Here is a 17,069-nt window from a genome sequence, read left to right as displayed (position 1 = left end):
GTAGAAAGTGCAGGCTCGTGCCTATTCAGTGTATGGAGACGAGCAGAGCTTCCTGAGAAATATCAATGAAGCCCAAAATATTGTCGAGAATACACCGAGAACACTCGATACTCTCTCCAACCAATTTGATCTGGTGGAAGTATTACAAGAAAAAGCACAAGGGCATACCATCCTCTGGCAACCCCTGAAGGCCCTGGATATCTATGCCATCACCGATACACTCCGGCCCTTCAGAACACTCCGTGATATGGGCTCCTATACCATCGTCAAAGCGCAAGCCTATACCTATGCTGGTGAGACCGATGAAGGGGTCAAATATGCCATCCGCGGTCTAGAAATGGCTCAGCAATATCAGTCTAAGAGGCATATTTCGCGCATCCAGGGCATGTATGACCGACTTTCGGTGACACCACTTGGGCGCAGTGCCAAAATGAAAGAGCTCCACACCGCACTCATAGAAATGTAAAAGCCAACCTCATTGTAAAGCCAAACTACTATAGTGTTCAATTTCAAGGTAAACTGCAAGATATAGAGAAAATTCACGAGGACATATCAGTACAAAATACTTCAAGCGTCCATAACAATTAGCATTCTTCTGGATCGGCAAGGGAACGTGATTCAGAATTCACCTCTCCATAAAAAAGTGTCTAGTGGAGTCTGTCAAGTACTTTGTGTATGTCATTTCATTTAGTGAGGAAATCTCTCCCCAAATTCAATCGCAAAACAATTCAATGCAGGTATCCAATTACGGATTGGCATGGTCCACTTCTTGGCAATGTTGTGCATAGCTAGATAGACCACTTTGTAGACGGCCTCATCTGAGGGAAAAATGCGGTGATTGCGCGTGACTTTGCGTAACGACATGTTCACTGACTCGATCGCATTGGTGGTGTAGATCACCTTGCGAATGTCCTCGGGAAAGGCAAACAGCGGGACGACATGACTCCAGTTGGTTCTCCACATTTTGCTGATGCTTGCGTACTGCCGATCCCATTTCTCGGCAAAGAGATCCAGGTAGACCTGCGCTTCACTTTCCGTGGCAGCTGAGTAGATCAATTTCAAGTCTGCCGCGACCTCCTTGCGATGTTTGTAGGACACATATTTGAGTGAATTACGCACCATATGCACCATGCAGAGCTGGACTCGTGCGTGAGGATAGAGTGTTTCAATCGCTTCGGGTAAGCCGGTCAAACCATCGACACAGGCGATGAAAATGTCTTTAAGTCCCCGGTTCTGCAGTTCGGTGAAGACTGACAACCAGAATTTGGCTCCTTCATTGTGACCCAGCCACATTCCCAGTAACTCTTTTTGTCCGTGCATATCCACGCCCAAAGCCAGGTAGAGGGCTCGATTGATGATCCGCTGATTTTCGCGCACTTTGACGACCAGGCAATCCACATAGATAATGGGATAGAGGGTCTCTAATGGTCGATGCTGCCATTGACGAACCTCGTCCAGGACGGCTTCCGTCACATTGGAAATGAACGTGGGTGAGACCTCAACCCCATAGAGTTCCTGGATCTGCGCTTGAATGTCGCGTGTGGTCATGCCACGAGCATACAAGGCCAGGATCTTCTCGTCAAAGCCTTCCAGTCGTGTTTCGTGCTTGGGGATCAAGAGTGGTTCGAAGCTGGCATGCCGATCGCGGGGACGACGATATCAATCTCTCCCTGTGAGCCCTTGAGCGTCTTGCGGCTGCTGCCATTGCGGACATTGCCAGTCGTTTCATCACGTTTCCCATGTTTGGGATAGCCCAGGTGCACGTCCATCTCCGCTTGCAAACACCGTTCCACGAGGGCGCCTGTCAGCTGCTTGAGGAAACCGCCTTCGGCCAACAATTGGGTAGGATCGGTACATTCTTTGAGTAATTCGTCAATCAATTCAGGTCGAATGCTCATATGCTTGCCTCCGTCTTCCATCTTCTTCTTCATCATTCACTCCTTATTGTAGGATCACTTACACAAAGTATTGTACACCCTCGTCTAGTGCCCGGGGTTCACTCTATCCACATTAACCCTTCACAAATTTCTGTGCCTCTTTTTGCCATATTTAGCTTTGAAAACAAAGAACTAGGAACTACCAAATTGTTTTCATCTTTTAAGTTGTTGATATATTTTTTATATGTAACAGCTGAGGCTTCTTCTCCAATCACCGCTATATCAAACCTCTCACGCTGATAGACCTCAAGACTAATAAGAATAAATATACTATCGATATATTTCATCCAGGGGTTTTGTTTTGCTGTTACAGGATACTTAACATTGTATTTCTTACTAATAATTTCTAATGGTATGTTCAATGTAAATATAGTCAGACCTTCTGAAGAAAAAAACGATGTCATACAAGCTAAAAGGGTATCTTCTACCTTAATTAATCCGTAGTAACGACTGTGATCATCTAATTTCACAAAAGTAATTTCTTGATTAGTATCTCCTAAGTCTTCTAGAGAAGAGACAACTCCCTCTAAGTATTTACCATTCCAAACACATTGTAAAAGTTGTAATCGCTTGCTAGGTTCTTTCAATGCGTCATTAAAATAAAAAGCTAGTTCATAAAAAGAACCATACCAATTTTCTCTACTTCGAAATTTCTTTACGTCAACATTGCTCTTATTTTTCATGTGAAAATCTCCTAAGATATTAAGTTTGTCTTAAAAAGGGAAAGGAATCCTAGAAAGAGACAAAACGCATCAAAGATGAGACGAATAGAAGCGATGTAGATGAGTGCTTCACTGTTAGGGAAACTTCTCATAATCGCGAGCCTGTCACCAATATCACGAGAGCCAGGCAAAAATATGCTCAACGGCGCAGAACCATCGCTGAGGTGAAAGCCACCTTTGGATGTGACCACATTGATCGATCTCCTATGCTCAAACAACCCGGGAATATGTAAGGTAGTGTGCTCATGTATCACAATCTACATTAGGCAATCTACATCAGATAAACTACCATATCACACATAGGTTTCATAGCCACAAATGGCTCTTCAAAAATTAATGTAGTAGTATTATTTGCTAGCCAAACAAACTACATTAATTATAATTTATGTCAAGAGAAAACATCGAAGTTACAAAACGGGTACAGCTACACTAAGTGGTGGATGCGTTGAAAAAGGGACTTGAAAAATGACGTATTACACGGCACACTGTTTGTATGAAAAAACAACAGAAAGCGCCAATGAACACGTCTTCTCAATTTTGCCCTAATTTGACGTGTTCCGCAAGGGGTCAAAAAGGGCAAGGAACTATTGTGGTTCATGATCGTCAACGTGAACGCTATCGTTGTAAGGTCTGCAAAAAAACGTTTACATCCCGAACAGGAACCATGTTCGAAGGGCTCCGCAAACCAACCGAGCTCATTGTCATTGTGGTAACTTTGCTTGCCTATGGCTGTCCGGTGCAAGCGATTGTCAAAGCCTTTCGTTTAGATGAAAGAACCATTGCCAACTGGCGAGATCGCTCTGGAGCACATTGCCAACGGGTCCATGAACAAATGATGCAGCAGGCTGACCTCACTCTGAGTCATGTGCAAGCCGATGAAATTCGAGTCAAAGGAAGAAAAAAGGTCATCTGGATGGCCCTGGCGATGCTGGTTCCTACGAGATTGTGGTTGGCAGGCGTGGTGCAGCCAACTCGCGATACTCCGTTAGCCGATCGGTTGTTTGAGCAGGTTCGTCAGTGGACCAAGCACATCAGTGCGATCCTGGTCTGCGTGGATGGCTGGCCAGCCTATCCACACAGTATTGAGCGAGCCTTTCGCTCAAAAATCAAGCGCACAGCTGGAAGAGGACGCTGTTGTCTGGAAATGTGGTCGGGATTGGTGATTGGACAAGTGATCAAGCGTCAATACAAGCATCGTGTGGTTGAAGTGGAACGGCGTTTGCTACGTGGGGATCCGCATCAAGCACAGAAGTTGTTACAAACGACACCAGGATGCACGATTCTCAATACGGCGTACATTGAACGATTGAATGGCACCATGCGAGAGCGTTTGGCACAGTTAACCCGGAAATGCCGACATGCCGCATGTCGGCTTGAGAGCTTGCATCACGGCATGTATCTGTTGGGTGTCACCTACAATCTCTGTTGGTCCCATCAACAGTTGAGCACAAATCAGCAGCAGATCAGTCCGGCGATGGCCAGCGGTTTAACCGATCATCTGTGGAGTATTGTTGAGTTGTTAACGTACAAGGTCGTGCCCGAACCCTGGCACGAACCGAAAAAACGAGGACGCAAACGGATCAAACCGTTGCCTGATCCTAATCAGTCAAAGCGACCACGAGGGAGACCTCGTCTTCGACCGTTGCCTGATCCCAATCAGCCAAAACGGCCGAGGGGGCGACCTCGTAAAGTCATTTTGAGCTCATCCACCGTTTAGTGTGGCTGTACCACAAAACGTATTCTCTTGACATAAAAGTCTTTATTTACCTAATAACTAACGGTGACCCAACAACTTAAAGATGCCATTTAACTGATCAGTATTTGGTCTAAAAGCTGTTGCTAATTCACCATCGGATTGGTAATATTGAACAAAAAAATACCTCATTTCACCGTAAATTGGTTGTCTTGACAAAACACCCCAGGTAGGTTTTCCTCTTAGATCCCACTCTACAACTTGACTACTTTTACTTGCTCTTAAAACCATAGCATTCCAATTACTTTTATCTGCCTTGGTTACATCACGTCCATACCACTCATCAGCATGTTTAAAGCTGTGCTCCAAACCCTCTTCAGTGTTCTTTACTTGCACACCATTTGCTAATGTAGCATCACCACAATCAGAATTATGCACAATCCATCTATGGTAACCAACAGTATACGTGTGATCCTGAGTAACCTCAAGGTTATACATTGTCTGAACACCAGGTACGCTTTTCCAGCCAGTTACCTCACCAATGTTACCATCAGCTTCAATAACGTGCATGCCAAGCTTTAATTGACCTACTGGCACAAAACCCTTTTCAACAGTCAAGAAAGGATGCTTCTGATTGGTATGTAAGGTTTCACTGCTCTGGTGAGGCGCTTTTCCTTTTGCAGAGGGATTCTTGGTTGTCAGAGTTAGATCAACCAAATCGTCATCGTGATTAATCCAGACATGACGGATGGGTTCGAGTTCCATCTTCTTGGTTATCTGATTATAAGCCCAAACTTTCTCACCAGGTTTCAGTGTCCCAATAGCCTGTTGTCCATGTTCTGTTGCAACTCCAGTTTGAGCTGCAAAACTACAAGCATTCGGTTTTTCTAACGCAGTTGCATCCTCAGCTTCTAATTCACTCTCTTCCATAAATAAGAGAGGGTCAAGTAAAAACAATCCCGGTTCGATTAAACCAGCAACTGATGTTGTTATTAACCCTAAGTTAACAAAACACATTAAATCGCACTTACCATTTGTTGATGCTGGATCAGGGGCAGCTGGATAACCAGAATTTCCACTAGTAGTAATTGTGCTTCCGGGGCATTGTGCGTTATATGCTCCCCAAGGGCATACTCCACCATTACCTCCGCCGCCTCCGCCGCCTCCGCCACCGTCTGATCCACCGCCTCCGCCGCCTCCGCCACCGTCTGATCCACCGCCTCCGCCGCCTCCGCCACCGTCTGATCCACCGCCTCCGCCGCCTCCGCCACCGTCTGATCCACCGCCTCCGCCGCCTCCGCCACCGTCTGATCCACTGCCTCCACTACCACCACTAGATGGTGGATCAGACTTGGGTGTGCCAACGTCACACGCATCTGCATAAAAACATGGACCATGACCCGTTGGATCCGTAAACGTCTCTGGGCTTCCCTTGACATAGGCGTAGGGATCAAGACCAGATCCATTGGTTTCGACACTATCGGCACTGGTAAAACGGCCGCTGGTCGAGTCATAATAGCGTGCGCCATAGTACAACAGGCCACTGGTTGTATCAAGGCGCTGGCCCGTATAATTGTAGGGCGTGGTCATGCTACCATCGCTGTAGCGGGTGCCACCGAAGGGTGCAAACAGCTGCACGGCCTGCACACTGCCATCAGCTTTGAGGGCGATACTGGTGCTGCCCAGCATATCGGGTAACAGGTAGGAGAGCACCCCATCCTTCTTCATGGCCACGCGTTGTCCACCCACACTGTAGTACTTGGTGGTTGAGGTGACCCCGTTGGTGGTGGTCACATCGGTAGTCCCATCAAAGGTGATGGTGTCCGTCTTCGTGGTGTTGCCTGCCAGTATGGAACTGGAGTGCTGGAAGACGCGCTGCCCACTGTTGTCATAGAGATACTGATCGCTGGCCGTCGTCCCACTGGGTGCCGTCCAGGTTTCCAGACGACCTTCGTTGTCATAGGTCAGCTGCGCACCGGTCTGGGAGGCATCACAGGCGTGAGCGGTGGTCGTATCGACGTTGCGACAGGTCATATTGCCCATGGCATCATAGCTGGCATATTGACCGGGAACGGTACTCAGCGTCAAGGCACCATGCACCGGGGCGAAGCCATAGGTTTCCGTGCCGGATGGACCCGACGTTAAGCGATCCAGCGCATCATAAGTGTAGGCTTGCTGATAGGTGGCAAGCGTTGTGCCTGCCGGTGCCAGTCCACAATGATCTTCACCACTGGGTGCGCCGGTATTGCCCGACCAGACTAGGCGATTGACACTGTCATAACAGAAAGATTGCACATCTTTCTGCGTGCCGCCCGTGGTGGTGGGAAGAGTCGTGCTGACACCGAGCACATTGCCGACATTATCATAGGTGCGATTCTGATTCCAGAACGTGCTCCCCGCTTTCGACGCACTGCTGCTCACGGGTCGCTGAATGCCATCATAGCCCATGGTAGTCGAGAATACTGGTGTTGGCACACTGGACTTCGCGGCCGAACCTCCAAAGGCAAGCCCTGCTACCTGACCAGCGTTGGTATAACTGACCTGGCCAACCAGGAACGTCACGGGATCCGTACTCGCTGGCGTCCCAAAGAACGCGGAGCGTGAGTAGCCATTGCTATCATACTGGGCAGTGACAGTTTCGCCATCGGGATACACGACGCTGGTCGGCTGACCCGCATCATTGTAGCTCATGTTCATCGTCTGAGTGATGGTCTGCCCATCGCCGTTGACGGTTAATCCGCTCTGATCGACACGGCCACGCTCATCATAGCCTTTACAGCGTGAGCCGGCACCAGCAACCCCACTGAAGGTTTCAGCGGTCATGGCCCCGATCGGATCGGAGGCATAGGAGCCACTGGGAGCCGTACATGCGGATGGGAAGGTCACCCCAGGATTGCTATTTTTGTCATAGCTATCATAGAAAAAGGTCGAGGTGGCACTCGCCGTACAGGGATTGACGGCCGCCGAGGTGGTGCCTTTACACAATGGACGGTTGAGCACATCATAGCTGATGTACACACTCTTGCCGCGTGGATCCGTCTGGCTGATGGGATTGCTATTTTGATCATAGCTAAACACCCAGTTGGAACCCGAGTCGCTATCGTTCATGCCAATCTTGCGCCCCACACCATCATAGGTGGCTTGCTGTGAAGCTAGTTGGGCGGTGCTGGCATCGTAGGTCAAGGTCGCGTAGAGATTGCCCACCACATCGCGATCATAACGCATCGTTCTCAGCACTGTGTATGGCGATCCGGTACCGGTAAACACCTGATTGTAGCGCTGCCGCCCAATCGCATCGGTGTAGCTGACCGCTTGATGATTGTAGGCATCCAGCGTCGTGGTCCGCTCAAACGGGAACGTGGTATTCTGGGTGAAACTAGGGAGACCCTGTGCCACGGTATAGGCGATGCTGGTGGAGAGCTTGATCGTGTTCGCATCCTGATAGGTGACACTGCCCAGCGGGCGTCCCAATCCATCATAGTTGGTCACGGTCCGTGCCTGCGCCAGATTCGGCGCTATATAGCCCGTACCAGCCAGCGAGGAAATGGCATAGGGCAAGCTCTTGGTGGTGGCACGGCCCATGTTGTCATAGAGAGTATAGGTGATCAGGGTCGACGGAATCTTCGGCACCTTGGACCACAAATTCGGGCCCGGTGCTTTGGTTTCCACTACCCGTCCTTGCCCATCAAACCATTGCTGGGTGGTGACGGTTTGCGTGCCCCCACTCACCTGACGGGTCGTGGTATCCAGTTCCAGACAGGGGCTGGTCGTTCCCTGCGTACAGGTATTTTTGTAGCTGTAGCTCACCGTCGGACTGGTGATGCTATCACCAGGAGCGGCAACCGCCGTCACCCGACCCAGCACATCATACTGATAGGCTGTGGTCTGGCCATTGGCATCTTTGGTCGCCAGCACCCAGTGCCCATAGCCCCCGCCTGCTGTGCTATTATAGTCAGCAGTCACCAGCTGATTCTTGGCATTGTAGGCCCTGGTCAGATGCGTGCCAAAACCATCATAGGTGGCACAGGCGGTATAGGTATTTGAGTTACAACCCTTGTGACTATCAGGATCCAGCGTCGCCGTTGGTGTGCCCGAGGCATCATAGACCGTCTGGTTCACCACCATCGAGCCCGGTGCGTTACAGCCATTGCTGGGATCGCTATAGCCCGTGTGGTCTTCGGTACGCGTCACATCCGGCAACGATGGCGCCGTATTAAACGCGCTACTGCCGCCATAGAAATTAGCATGACAGCCATACTGCGTTCCCGAGGCATCCTGCGTGGTCGTCAGAGCTGGCAGATTGGTCAGATAGACAGAACCCACGTGATCATTGGGATAATAGGTACTCTTGGAGATGTAGTGATTCCCATTGACATCATTGGCCGAAACATCCACCTGGTTGACGTTACCATAGTCATATCCGGCCGTCTGATCAGGACCTTGGTTGTCCCCATCATAGGTGTACGCGGTCGTTTTATGCACAACATTGCTATTGGTGGTAAAGCCATTTTGGTCCGTGACTCCATCCACCTGATAGCTATCGGTCTGCGTCATCTGCGGATCACAGACCACCACCGGATTGTTGCGATCCAACTGGCTGGTGAAATACTGCGTCCCGACGTCATTGGCGCCGCCGCCTGCCCCCGTATTATGGCCGACCCCGGGAGGCGGACACATCGTAAAGTAATGCGAGGTCTGCGCCGTCAGCAATTTGCCATCGCTACCAAAGTTTAAGGTCTCTTTTTCCCGACCAGCCAGACCAGGATCTTGTGCCCAGTAAGGTGCCACGCCACAATGATCAGTACCAGGTGGGTACTGATAGCCACACAAAATAGCACTGGTGGCTTTACCCACACCATTGGTGGAATAAAAGAAATGCTGCTGCGATGACCCATCTGGTTGGGTTACCTGTACTGTGTCAAAACTGGTAAATTGCAGATTATAGTAATCGGCATAATCCTCATCATTGACATTGCCCCAGGTATAGCCATAGATGCAGTTGTCACACCATGTGGCACTCAACTGATTGACATAATATTGGTACTGCCAGGTTGAGGAAACGCCATTGGTCACCGCCGTACGCGAATAGACCACCATGCGGCTCCAACTGCGATCATCAGCCTGTCCACACAGATTCGTCTTGGTTTGATTGGAAGAATTACAGGTCAGGGCATTATTGGCAGCGCCACCGTCAGTGCCATGGGTATTGCCATGAGCTTCGGCCCAATTGATGGTCTCGTTCCAGCCACGCCCATTATCAAAGGTCTGGATAAAATACTTATTATAGGTCTGCGCCCAGAGCCAGCAGGGTCCATTTAGACCATCTGTGGGAGTCCAACTCGGACCACAGTTCGCGGCGGGTTGTGCATGATGATTGGCATCAGAGGCCTCATAATGCTCCGTTTCGGGTGTATAGCCGATATTGACCACCGGAGCATTCAAGAACGTGTCATCTGTTCCTGCCTCCTGAATTCGGCGTAACAACAGATACCCGGCCACACTTTCATTGAGTCCACTCAGTGGATCTTGAATCGTAAACCCTGGTTTCTGGTCATAGGACAAGTCATATTGATGGAGAACATGTCCCAGCGATTGGACCTGGATATTATTGAGGATATAGTCATTAAAGGCTTTCGGAGCTGGCAAGCCACCCGAACCCGACAGGTCTGCGGGCACATCACAGCGGATGTAGGCGCTCCAGTTGTTACACCCCCCGGTGGTATTCAAGATCCGATCGGCTGCATAGGTGGCATTCAGCACGATCTTCATCAAGGGATTCCAGGAACTACACCCCAGCGTCACCCCATTCGAAGCGTAAGAGGTGTTATGACAACTGATATCGTTATATTCGATCAACGACATCACCGAATCACGCACATCGCCATTATTGGGTCGATCCTGTTGATAATGCACGCGAATCTGATTGCCAAAGCGATCCACCAGCAAATTCAGGTCCCAGCGATAGGGATGAAAATTCCCCTGTGCATCGGTCGCCGACTGGCGCGATTCGTTGGTACAGCCAAACTCTTCAATCATGCCATTGGGCAACCAGACGTGCCAGCAGGGTTGATTATTAAAATTGACCTGCACAATCTTGGCATGACTCTCAGGAGCCGAATGCCACACGGTACTGGTGATACTGGTCGATGAGGTACCATAGTCCTGCGGGATCAACTGTCCCCCAATCCCATTGGCATCGTTAATTGACCAGACATTTTCCAGTTTGTTATCCAGGCCAGGGGTGACATTGAGCTGGCTCCAGGTAATCGAACCCAGACTCAAATTCCAGCCTTCACCCACCCAGGGGGCGGTTCCCTGTGCATTGTGGCTCTCACTGACCGATCCACTGGAATACGATAGTTTCAGATTCGGTGCAAACCCGCCAGGACCGGATGGCACACTGAGTGGATAACTATAGTCCAATGAGCCAGAGCTTAAGCCGACATCGACATTCTGTGGGGTACCCCAACTTGCCTGCGGGGCCTGCGTGCTAAAGGAAATCGTGCTACTTGCGGCTGCCGCCACCATCTGTGGGTTGCTGGCGGGAGGCGTTGCGGTCGCTGTGGGCGTGGCCACTGGTGATGCGGTCGCTGTTGCTTGCGGTGGCGCCGTCGCAGTAGGAGGCATTTTCACGTGCGGGGTCGCCGTCGCTTGTGGGGTCGCCGTCACCTTCGTGGATGGTTTCACCGTCGCAGCTGGGGTGGCCGTCGCAGATGGTGTTACCACCGGCGTCTGAGGCGAAGCCGGAGCCACGGCGGATAAATTGGTGACGGTGCTCCAACTTAAGGGGGCCACATCTTTTTTCGCTTTCAGCAAGGTTGGCTTCTGCCCACCCGCATTGGCTTGCGCCTTCGTCTGAGGTGAGGTGCCCACCGTCGTGGTGGCTGCTGCATCATTCTGCCACAACGCAAAGACCGTCTGATCTTTCCATAACAGCGAGCCTTGGCCGGCCAGGAGATGATAGTGCAGGGTCAGTGGCTGTGCCAACACCAACGTCGTCAACGCGTGGCCTTTGGCATCCAATAATGCGAGCTGATAGCTTCCCAGCATGATATGTCCACTGAGAGAGCTTCCACTGCCAGCATCCACCTGCACAACCTTCAGGTCAATCCGTCCGCCAGCAGCCTGGACCTGCTGGGCACTGACCGTATTTGCTGGAACATCAATCTCAAGGTGCCCATCGCTGAACAAAATATGCTGCGCCTTCGGTGTCAAGGCCCGCATCAGCGATGGCTGAGCATGATGGGGAGATGAAATAAGCTGCTGTGCCGGATCAGGATGACCACTGACATATTTGCCTACATCCGGGGGCTTCACCGCCGGTGGTGATTTCAACCACTTCGGGGCCGTCAATGCAGGATTCGGGTTTGCATTGGTGGCTGCATAAACAGGAGTAAAGTTCTCCACAGCGGTGAGTAATGAGGTGCTCACAATCAGAGCCGTCAAAATCACTCTCCAGAGAGACGAACCAGCGCTTCTCCGTGCACGAGCAGATGCTCGTCTGGCAGAAGCATGCACGAGACTTCGAGTCATAAAAGCTCCAACCTCTTTCAAATACTGCATCGAAGCTTCTGCGTGCCAATCACCCACACTGCTGCATTATTTTCTCTACGAGAAACAAAAGTCACAGCGACAAAAATGCAGCAACAAGTGAATGACCATAAAAATAGAGACACATAGGCACATAGAGAACTATCGATACATTGCGAAGTATATTTTTAAAAGTCCTTATTTGTCAAGTATTACCATGGATACTTTATATTAATGCAGTTTAAAAACAGAGAAAATATATGCTATTCAAAGTCATATAGAGCCTTCATCGTGCTGGAAAATCCAAAAAGCGTGGATACGTTTCTTCGACAAAAAAAGATTTTATCTCGCTATTTCTTATTTTTATTCCATGAATAGAGAAAGATATTGTTGACAGTATTTTTATGCATGCGGTATATTAGTATATGCAAATAAACAAAGAGAGAGGAGGCAATAAAAGACTATTTAGAAGAATATGCATCCGGCTATCTATGAAGTAATAAAAAACGCCTATCATGACCCTGGTCAGAGAAACAGCCAGTATACGCAAGATGATTATTTCTTGCGCACATTCACCGTGATGCCAGGTCATTTTTTTAGGGAAGAGGAAAACAAACACCCGCGACTCCTGATGGACATTCTTAGGATTCCCCCAGAGAAATTAAAAGCGGCAGGTCGGCATATGCCAAAAATGAAGGCCACCCCCATACTGCCAACCAATGGGGATGACGCGCTCTCTCACGCTATATTGTCGCCAGCACAGGCCACCATCAGATTATCCTGGATCGTGTAGAATGCGGATAATAGCACGCCAGATATCGTGACCAATCTTGAAAAGCTCGTACTCCAGTTGGAGGATGCCTTGACGAAATATCGAGGTCAGTTTGTACGCCCGGCACAAGAATGAGAGGCATACGCTCATGAAATGCTCGGGAAAATTGCGTTTGATCATTTACGCCTGCCCCAAGCCAGCCTCCATTTTCAAGAAATGATGGAATGAGGTGAAGAAATACAGGATCCAGATAGTATCACCCTGGCCATGACGCACCAAGCCGACCTCCTCCGCAAGCGGTCCCGCTACGAAACCTCATTCCGGCGTTTTGTGATGGCTCAGCCATGGGCCATGAAAGCCTCCCCATTTGTACGAGGAACATGGTATAAAGTGCAGGCTCGTGCCTATTCGGTGTATGGAGACGAGCAGAGCTTCTTGAGAAATATCAATGAAGCCCAAAATATTGTCGAGAATACACCGAGGACACTCGATACTCTCTCCAACCAATTTGATCTGGTTGAAGTATTACAAGAAAAAGCGCAAGGGCATACTATTCTCTGGCAACCCCTGAAGGCCCTGGATATCTATGCCGTCACCGATACGCTCCGACCCTTCCGACCACTACGTGATATGGGCTCCTGTACCATCGTCAAAGCGCAAGCCTATACCTATGCTGGTGAGACCGATGAAGGAGTCAAATATGCCATCCGCGGTCTAGAAATGGCCCAGCAGTATCAATCCAAACGGCATATTTCCCGCATCCAGGGCATGTATGACCGACTTTCGGTGACACCTCTTGGGCGCAGTGCCAAAATGAAAGAACTCCACACCGCACTCATAGAAAAGTAAAGGTGTAATGTGGGATATAAAAAAAATCTACAAGTATATATCGCTACAAAACCGTTCATGATTCCCAAGCCATTGTCGTTCTTCTTCATCAGGAAGGACACATACTTCAGAATTCTTCTCTTCATGAAAGTGGAGCAAGGTCAAAAAAATCGGTTACACGATAAGAAAGAGGATAAAAGAAGGCGGTAAAGACACATATTTCCGTGCTTTACCACCTCTCTTGTTTCTGAAATATCAATATAGTTAGATGACAAACAGGTTTACTACTCCTCAAAATCAGAGAGAACAAAGTCTTTTCATCATGTCAAGGTAATACATACCCCATAATCTCACCAAATAGCGAGGACAACACCTATCGCCAAACTCTATCAACAGAACGAACAACCTCATAAAAACCATAAGACCATCTAACGCAAACGTTGCTGTGCAGCTATGGTACCTTCAGGATCCAAGCACTGACTCATATCTATTTTCCTCCAACTACCTTGCTCATCTCCTAAAGTATAGTGTCCATCGACCCAATCGAGCCAAAAACCATAAACCGCTGTAGCCGTGACAATGGCACCAGATAACAACTTACATAAATTCTCTATTGTGTCTCCAGATCCATAAAATGCCTTCTACTTCTTCAGTCAATGGACCCCTCCCTTTATACCCTGCACAGGCAAGAGCTGAAAGATCAGGAGAAAGAGCAGCAGTAAAAAGAACGCTGTCTTCCTCTCCTCTTGGATATGGAATGCGTACTTTCTGTAACACACGACCATCTCGAAAATGCCAGACATGGATATCATCCTGGTCAACAGAAACAATGGTTTCTTTTTCCATGAGCCATTTCACGTCCACAATAGCCGAAATATGTTCGTAATAGGTGACGAATTTTTCTCCCGTGGAGATCTCCCATATTTCGATCCCTATATGCCCAACACAGGCAAGAAACAAACCATCTGGTGACCAATATATACGGTCTATAGATGCAATATCGTTGAAAAAATCCCGCAAGTCCTCGGGCCCTTGTTTGATACCAGAGGTATACGTCGCGACAACTCGTTCTGTCTGCGGCTTCCAGAGATGCACCAGTGTACGTTGTCCAATCGCAAGTATCTTACCATCGGGAGACCAAGACGTACACGAAATGCCAGGTCCTATACCAGATCCAGATATTAAGACCAGGGTCCGATACAATCGTGGTGTATGTGACTCCCAAAAAGACTCAGACTCCCAAATTTGAATGAGGGTATAATATTCATGCCCTGCGCGTCTCTCTGGATCTCCAACGGATAGAGCAAGTCCACTTGTTACATCTTCCCTTGAACCATAAACCCTAACCGCAATCTGTTTCCCATTTGGGGACCAGCTATATAAACTCCGATCGCTTTCTTCAGACGGTTCGGTTAATTCTTGAACAACTTCTCTCGTTTCATTCATACTCACATAGAATCGTTCATGCGTTAACACATTCCATATCTCTATACCGTCTTCATCCAGCTGAGCTACACGATGAGAATCAGGTGAAAAGAAAAGCCCCCCCGCTCGACCATCAAAAGATCGATATGTAACAACCAACAAACCAGTTGTCGTATCGATAAGGGAAATTTTACCTCCAACTGCACTGCAGGCGAGAGAAGTCCCCTCAGGTGACCAAGCTACCTCCAGGATAGCTGAAAGAAAGGAGTGAAAAGTTATCGATGTATCATCTGTTGGCATCATATTTTTACCTTCATTCTCCAAAAAAACCTAGATTCGCCCATTTGCAAGGTCGCACCTCATACGATACTGTTTCTTCATATTTCATATACTAAGATAAGCATCGCTCCCTATATGAACATTTACAAAAATCACCTTTATAAGTTGAATAGCATCTTTAGCATCTCTTACAAGATCTTTCCAAGAGAATACTAATTATCATGCGCTTGAACACGACCACTGACAAATCGCCTCACAAGGATTTAATCGACAATAGATCAGTTGTGTTTGCTTGATTTCATATCTTTAGTATCCTTGTTGTTCAAATATAGTATTCTCAACAAAAACAAGTTATAGAGCTATCTCCTATCCATTGTAGATAAGGGCTAGCTCTATACACATCATAAAATGGTGTCAAACGGATATATACAACTTACCAAGCACAACGATTATGAACAATCCACGAGCCAGTACCCACAGCAAATGTATGATCATTGGCAACCTCTAGATTATACATGACTTGTGTGCCAGCTACGGGTTTCACTGATAAAATTACACTCATCTGACCATCAGTTTGCATCAAATGTAATCCTGAAACCAGTTTATGAGCCGCTATAAACCCTTTTTCTTGAGTAAGAAAGGGATGTTCAGTTGTCGTATGAATTACTTCCGTCTTTCGACTTCCAACCTTTGGACCAGACAAAAATGACACAGTCACATCAACCAAATCATTATCCACATGTTGAGATATATCTAAAATAGATTGCTCTTCTGGGTCATGAGACCATGGATTATATGAAATGATTTGATTACCAATGCGCAGTTGGCTAATAGATTGCCATCCAGTAGCAGTTCTAATCTTGGTATTCGATTGAAAGCTACAACTAAACGGCGAGGCTACTAGATCACCGGTACCTGTATCTGCAAAAACAGGCGCTGGCGCTGGCGCTGGCTCAATACCCGGAAAACTACTTGCGCCATCAGATCCCCCAGAAAGAGCATTAGCGACTCCTACGTAAGAAAGCCACATCCAGAAAGCATCCATTCCATATGCATCATTCATGTATGTCACGACTGGATGCTCAGCAGGTGTTTTAGGGCGATTAATGATTTTGTAAGCAATAATCCCATCCGCTGGGATCGTTACCTTAAAAACAGAACCGTCGTCGTATCCGATAGTACATTCGTCACCACAAGCTAACATCGCTGCCCCCATAGACAAATCATTACTTTTGGTTCCTATTCTCCAACGTGCAGCGTGATCATCGTTTAAACTAAATTTTATATTGTTGGCTCTATCTGCATAAAACTGGAGTTGATCTATGCCCTTTTCCACAGTTTCGGGACGGGGATAGTCTTCGCCTCTTCGATCAGGGTCGAATGGACTTGACTTTGCATCCCACATGGTATGTACCATTACGGACCTCTTTCCCTCAGGCGCATATAGCTGACTTGCAACTATATCTGGTACACCATACGCTCCTACGCCAGATGTAACAGCCCTTGAATAATAATCTGAATACCTCGCTTTCATATTCTGTAAACCATCATAAGAAGCACCTGGAATTTGAACGTTGTCTACCTGAACATCGCTAAATGGATGAATAGCAATATACCATGCCCCAATGTACTGAACATAGGGATCATGGGGATTAATTTTATTATTAAAGTCTGGGGAGTGACCACTAGCATCAGTTGCAGTTGCAGGGTTACATCCTGCATAAGCGTATGTATTTGAACCATTGCTGTTCGTTTCAACCGTATCAACATGAGTAAAGTTTCCACTCACTGAATCATAATACCTCGAACCAAAGTATATTAATCCAGTCTGGTCATCTTTTCTCTGTCCGGTAAAATTATAGGATGTCGGCATAACTCCGTCG

At 48.1% G+C, this 17,069-nt stretch carries 7 protein-coding genes and 1 pseudogene; 3 read left to right on the top strand and 5 right to left on the bottom strand.

Annotated features, from left to right (window positions below):
- Nucleotides 1–7 precede the first annotated feature (7 nt).
- Entirely contained in the window at nucleotides 8–466 is a 459-nt protein-coding gene (locus KDW_RS20320) for a hypothetical protein (RefSeq protein WP_151757784.1), read from the top strand.
- Nucleotides 467–687: 221 nt separating this feature from the next.
- On the opposite strand, the pseudogene KDW_RS20315 reads toward KDW_RS20320, so the two are convergent.
- Both KDW_RS20315 and KDW_RS20310 read right to left on the bottom strand, forming a co-directional pair.
- Nucleotides 688–1,898, bottom strand: a pseudogene (locus tag KDW_RS20315) (IS256 family transposase).
- Between the two features lie 98 nt (nucleotides 1,899–1,996).
- Nucleotides 1,997–2,620, bottom strand: a complete 624-nt coding sequence (locus KDW_RS20310) for a hypothetical protein (protein WP_151757783.1) — start codon at nucleotides 2,618–2,620, stop codon at nucleotides 1,997–1,999.
- Between the two features lie 628 nt (nucleotides 2,621–3,248).
- Here KDW_RS20310 and KDW_RS20305 point away from each other — a divergent pair.
- Nucleotides 3,249–4,376: a hypothetical protein gene (locus tag KDW_RS20305; RefSeq protein ID WP_151754965.1), complete on the top strand. Its 1,128-nt coding sequence runs from the start codon at nucleotides 3,249–3,251 to the stop codon at nucleotides 4,374–4,376.
- Between the two features lie 57 nt (nucleotides 4,377–4,433).
- Here KDW_RS20305 and KDW_RS20300 read toward each other — a convergent pair whose 3' ends face one another.
- A complete protein-coding gene (locus tag KDW_RS20300; protein WP_162005437.1) occupies nucleotides 4,434–11,885 on the bottom strand; it encodes an RHS repeat-associated core domain-containing protein in 7,452 nt (2,483 codons plus the stop codon).
- 1,036 nt (nucleotides 11,886–12,921) lie between these two features.
- On the opposite strand from KDW_RS20300, the gene KDW_RS20290 reads away from it, so the two are divergent.
- Nucleotides 12,922–13,503 carry a hypothetical protein gene (locus KDW_RS20290; RefSeq protein WP_151757780.1) on the top strand — a complete coding sequence of 194 codons (582 nt, stop codon included), beginning with the start codon at nucleotides 12,922–12,924 and terminating at the stop codon, nucleotides 13,501–13,503.
- A 576-nt stretch (nucleotides 13,504–14,079) separates the two neighbouring features.
- On the opposite strand, the gene KDW_RS20285 is transcribed toward KDW_RS20290, so the two are convergent.
- Both KDW_RS20285 and KDW_RS20280 read right to left on the bottom strand, forming a co-directional pair.
- On the bottom strand, nucleotides 14,080–15,210 hold the full coding sequence (locus tag KDW_RS20285; RefSeq protein WP_162005436.1) for a WD40 repeat domain-containing protein: 1,131 nt from the start codon (nucleotides 15,208–15,210) through the stop codon (nucleotides 14,080–14,082).
- A gap of 409 nt (nucleotides 15,211–15,619) precedes the next feature.
- Nucleotides 15,620–17,059 (bottom strand): RHS repeat-associated core domain-containing protein, encoded by a 1,440-nt coding sequence (locus tag KDW_RS20280; protein WP_151757778.1) that lies wholly within the window; start codon nucleotides 17,057–17,059, stop codon nucleotides 15,620–15,622.
- Nucleotides 17,060–17,069: the final 10 nt, after the last annotated feature.

It is taken from the genome of Dictyobacter vulcani, from assembly GCF_008974265.1.
In the GTDB taxonomy this organism is placed as follows: domain Bacteria; phylum Chloroflexota; class Ktedonobacteria; order Ktedonobacterales; family Ktedonobacteraceae; genus Dictyobacter; species Dictyobacter vulcani.
Note: the sequence above shows the minus strand (reverse complement) of the source record. Positions and strands in the feature narration are given on the sequence as shown.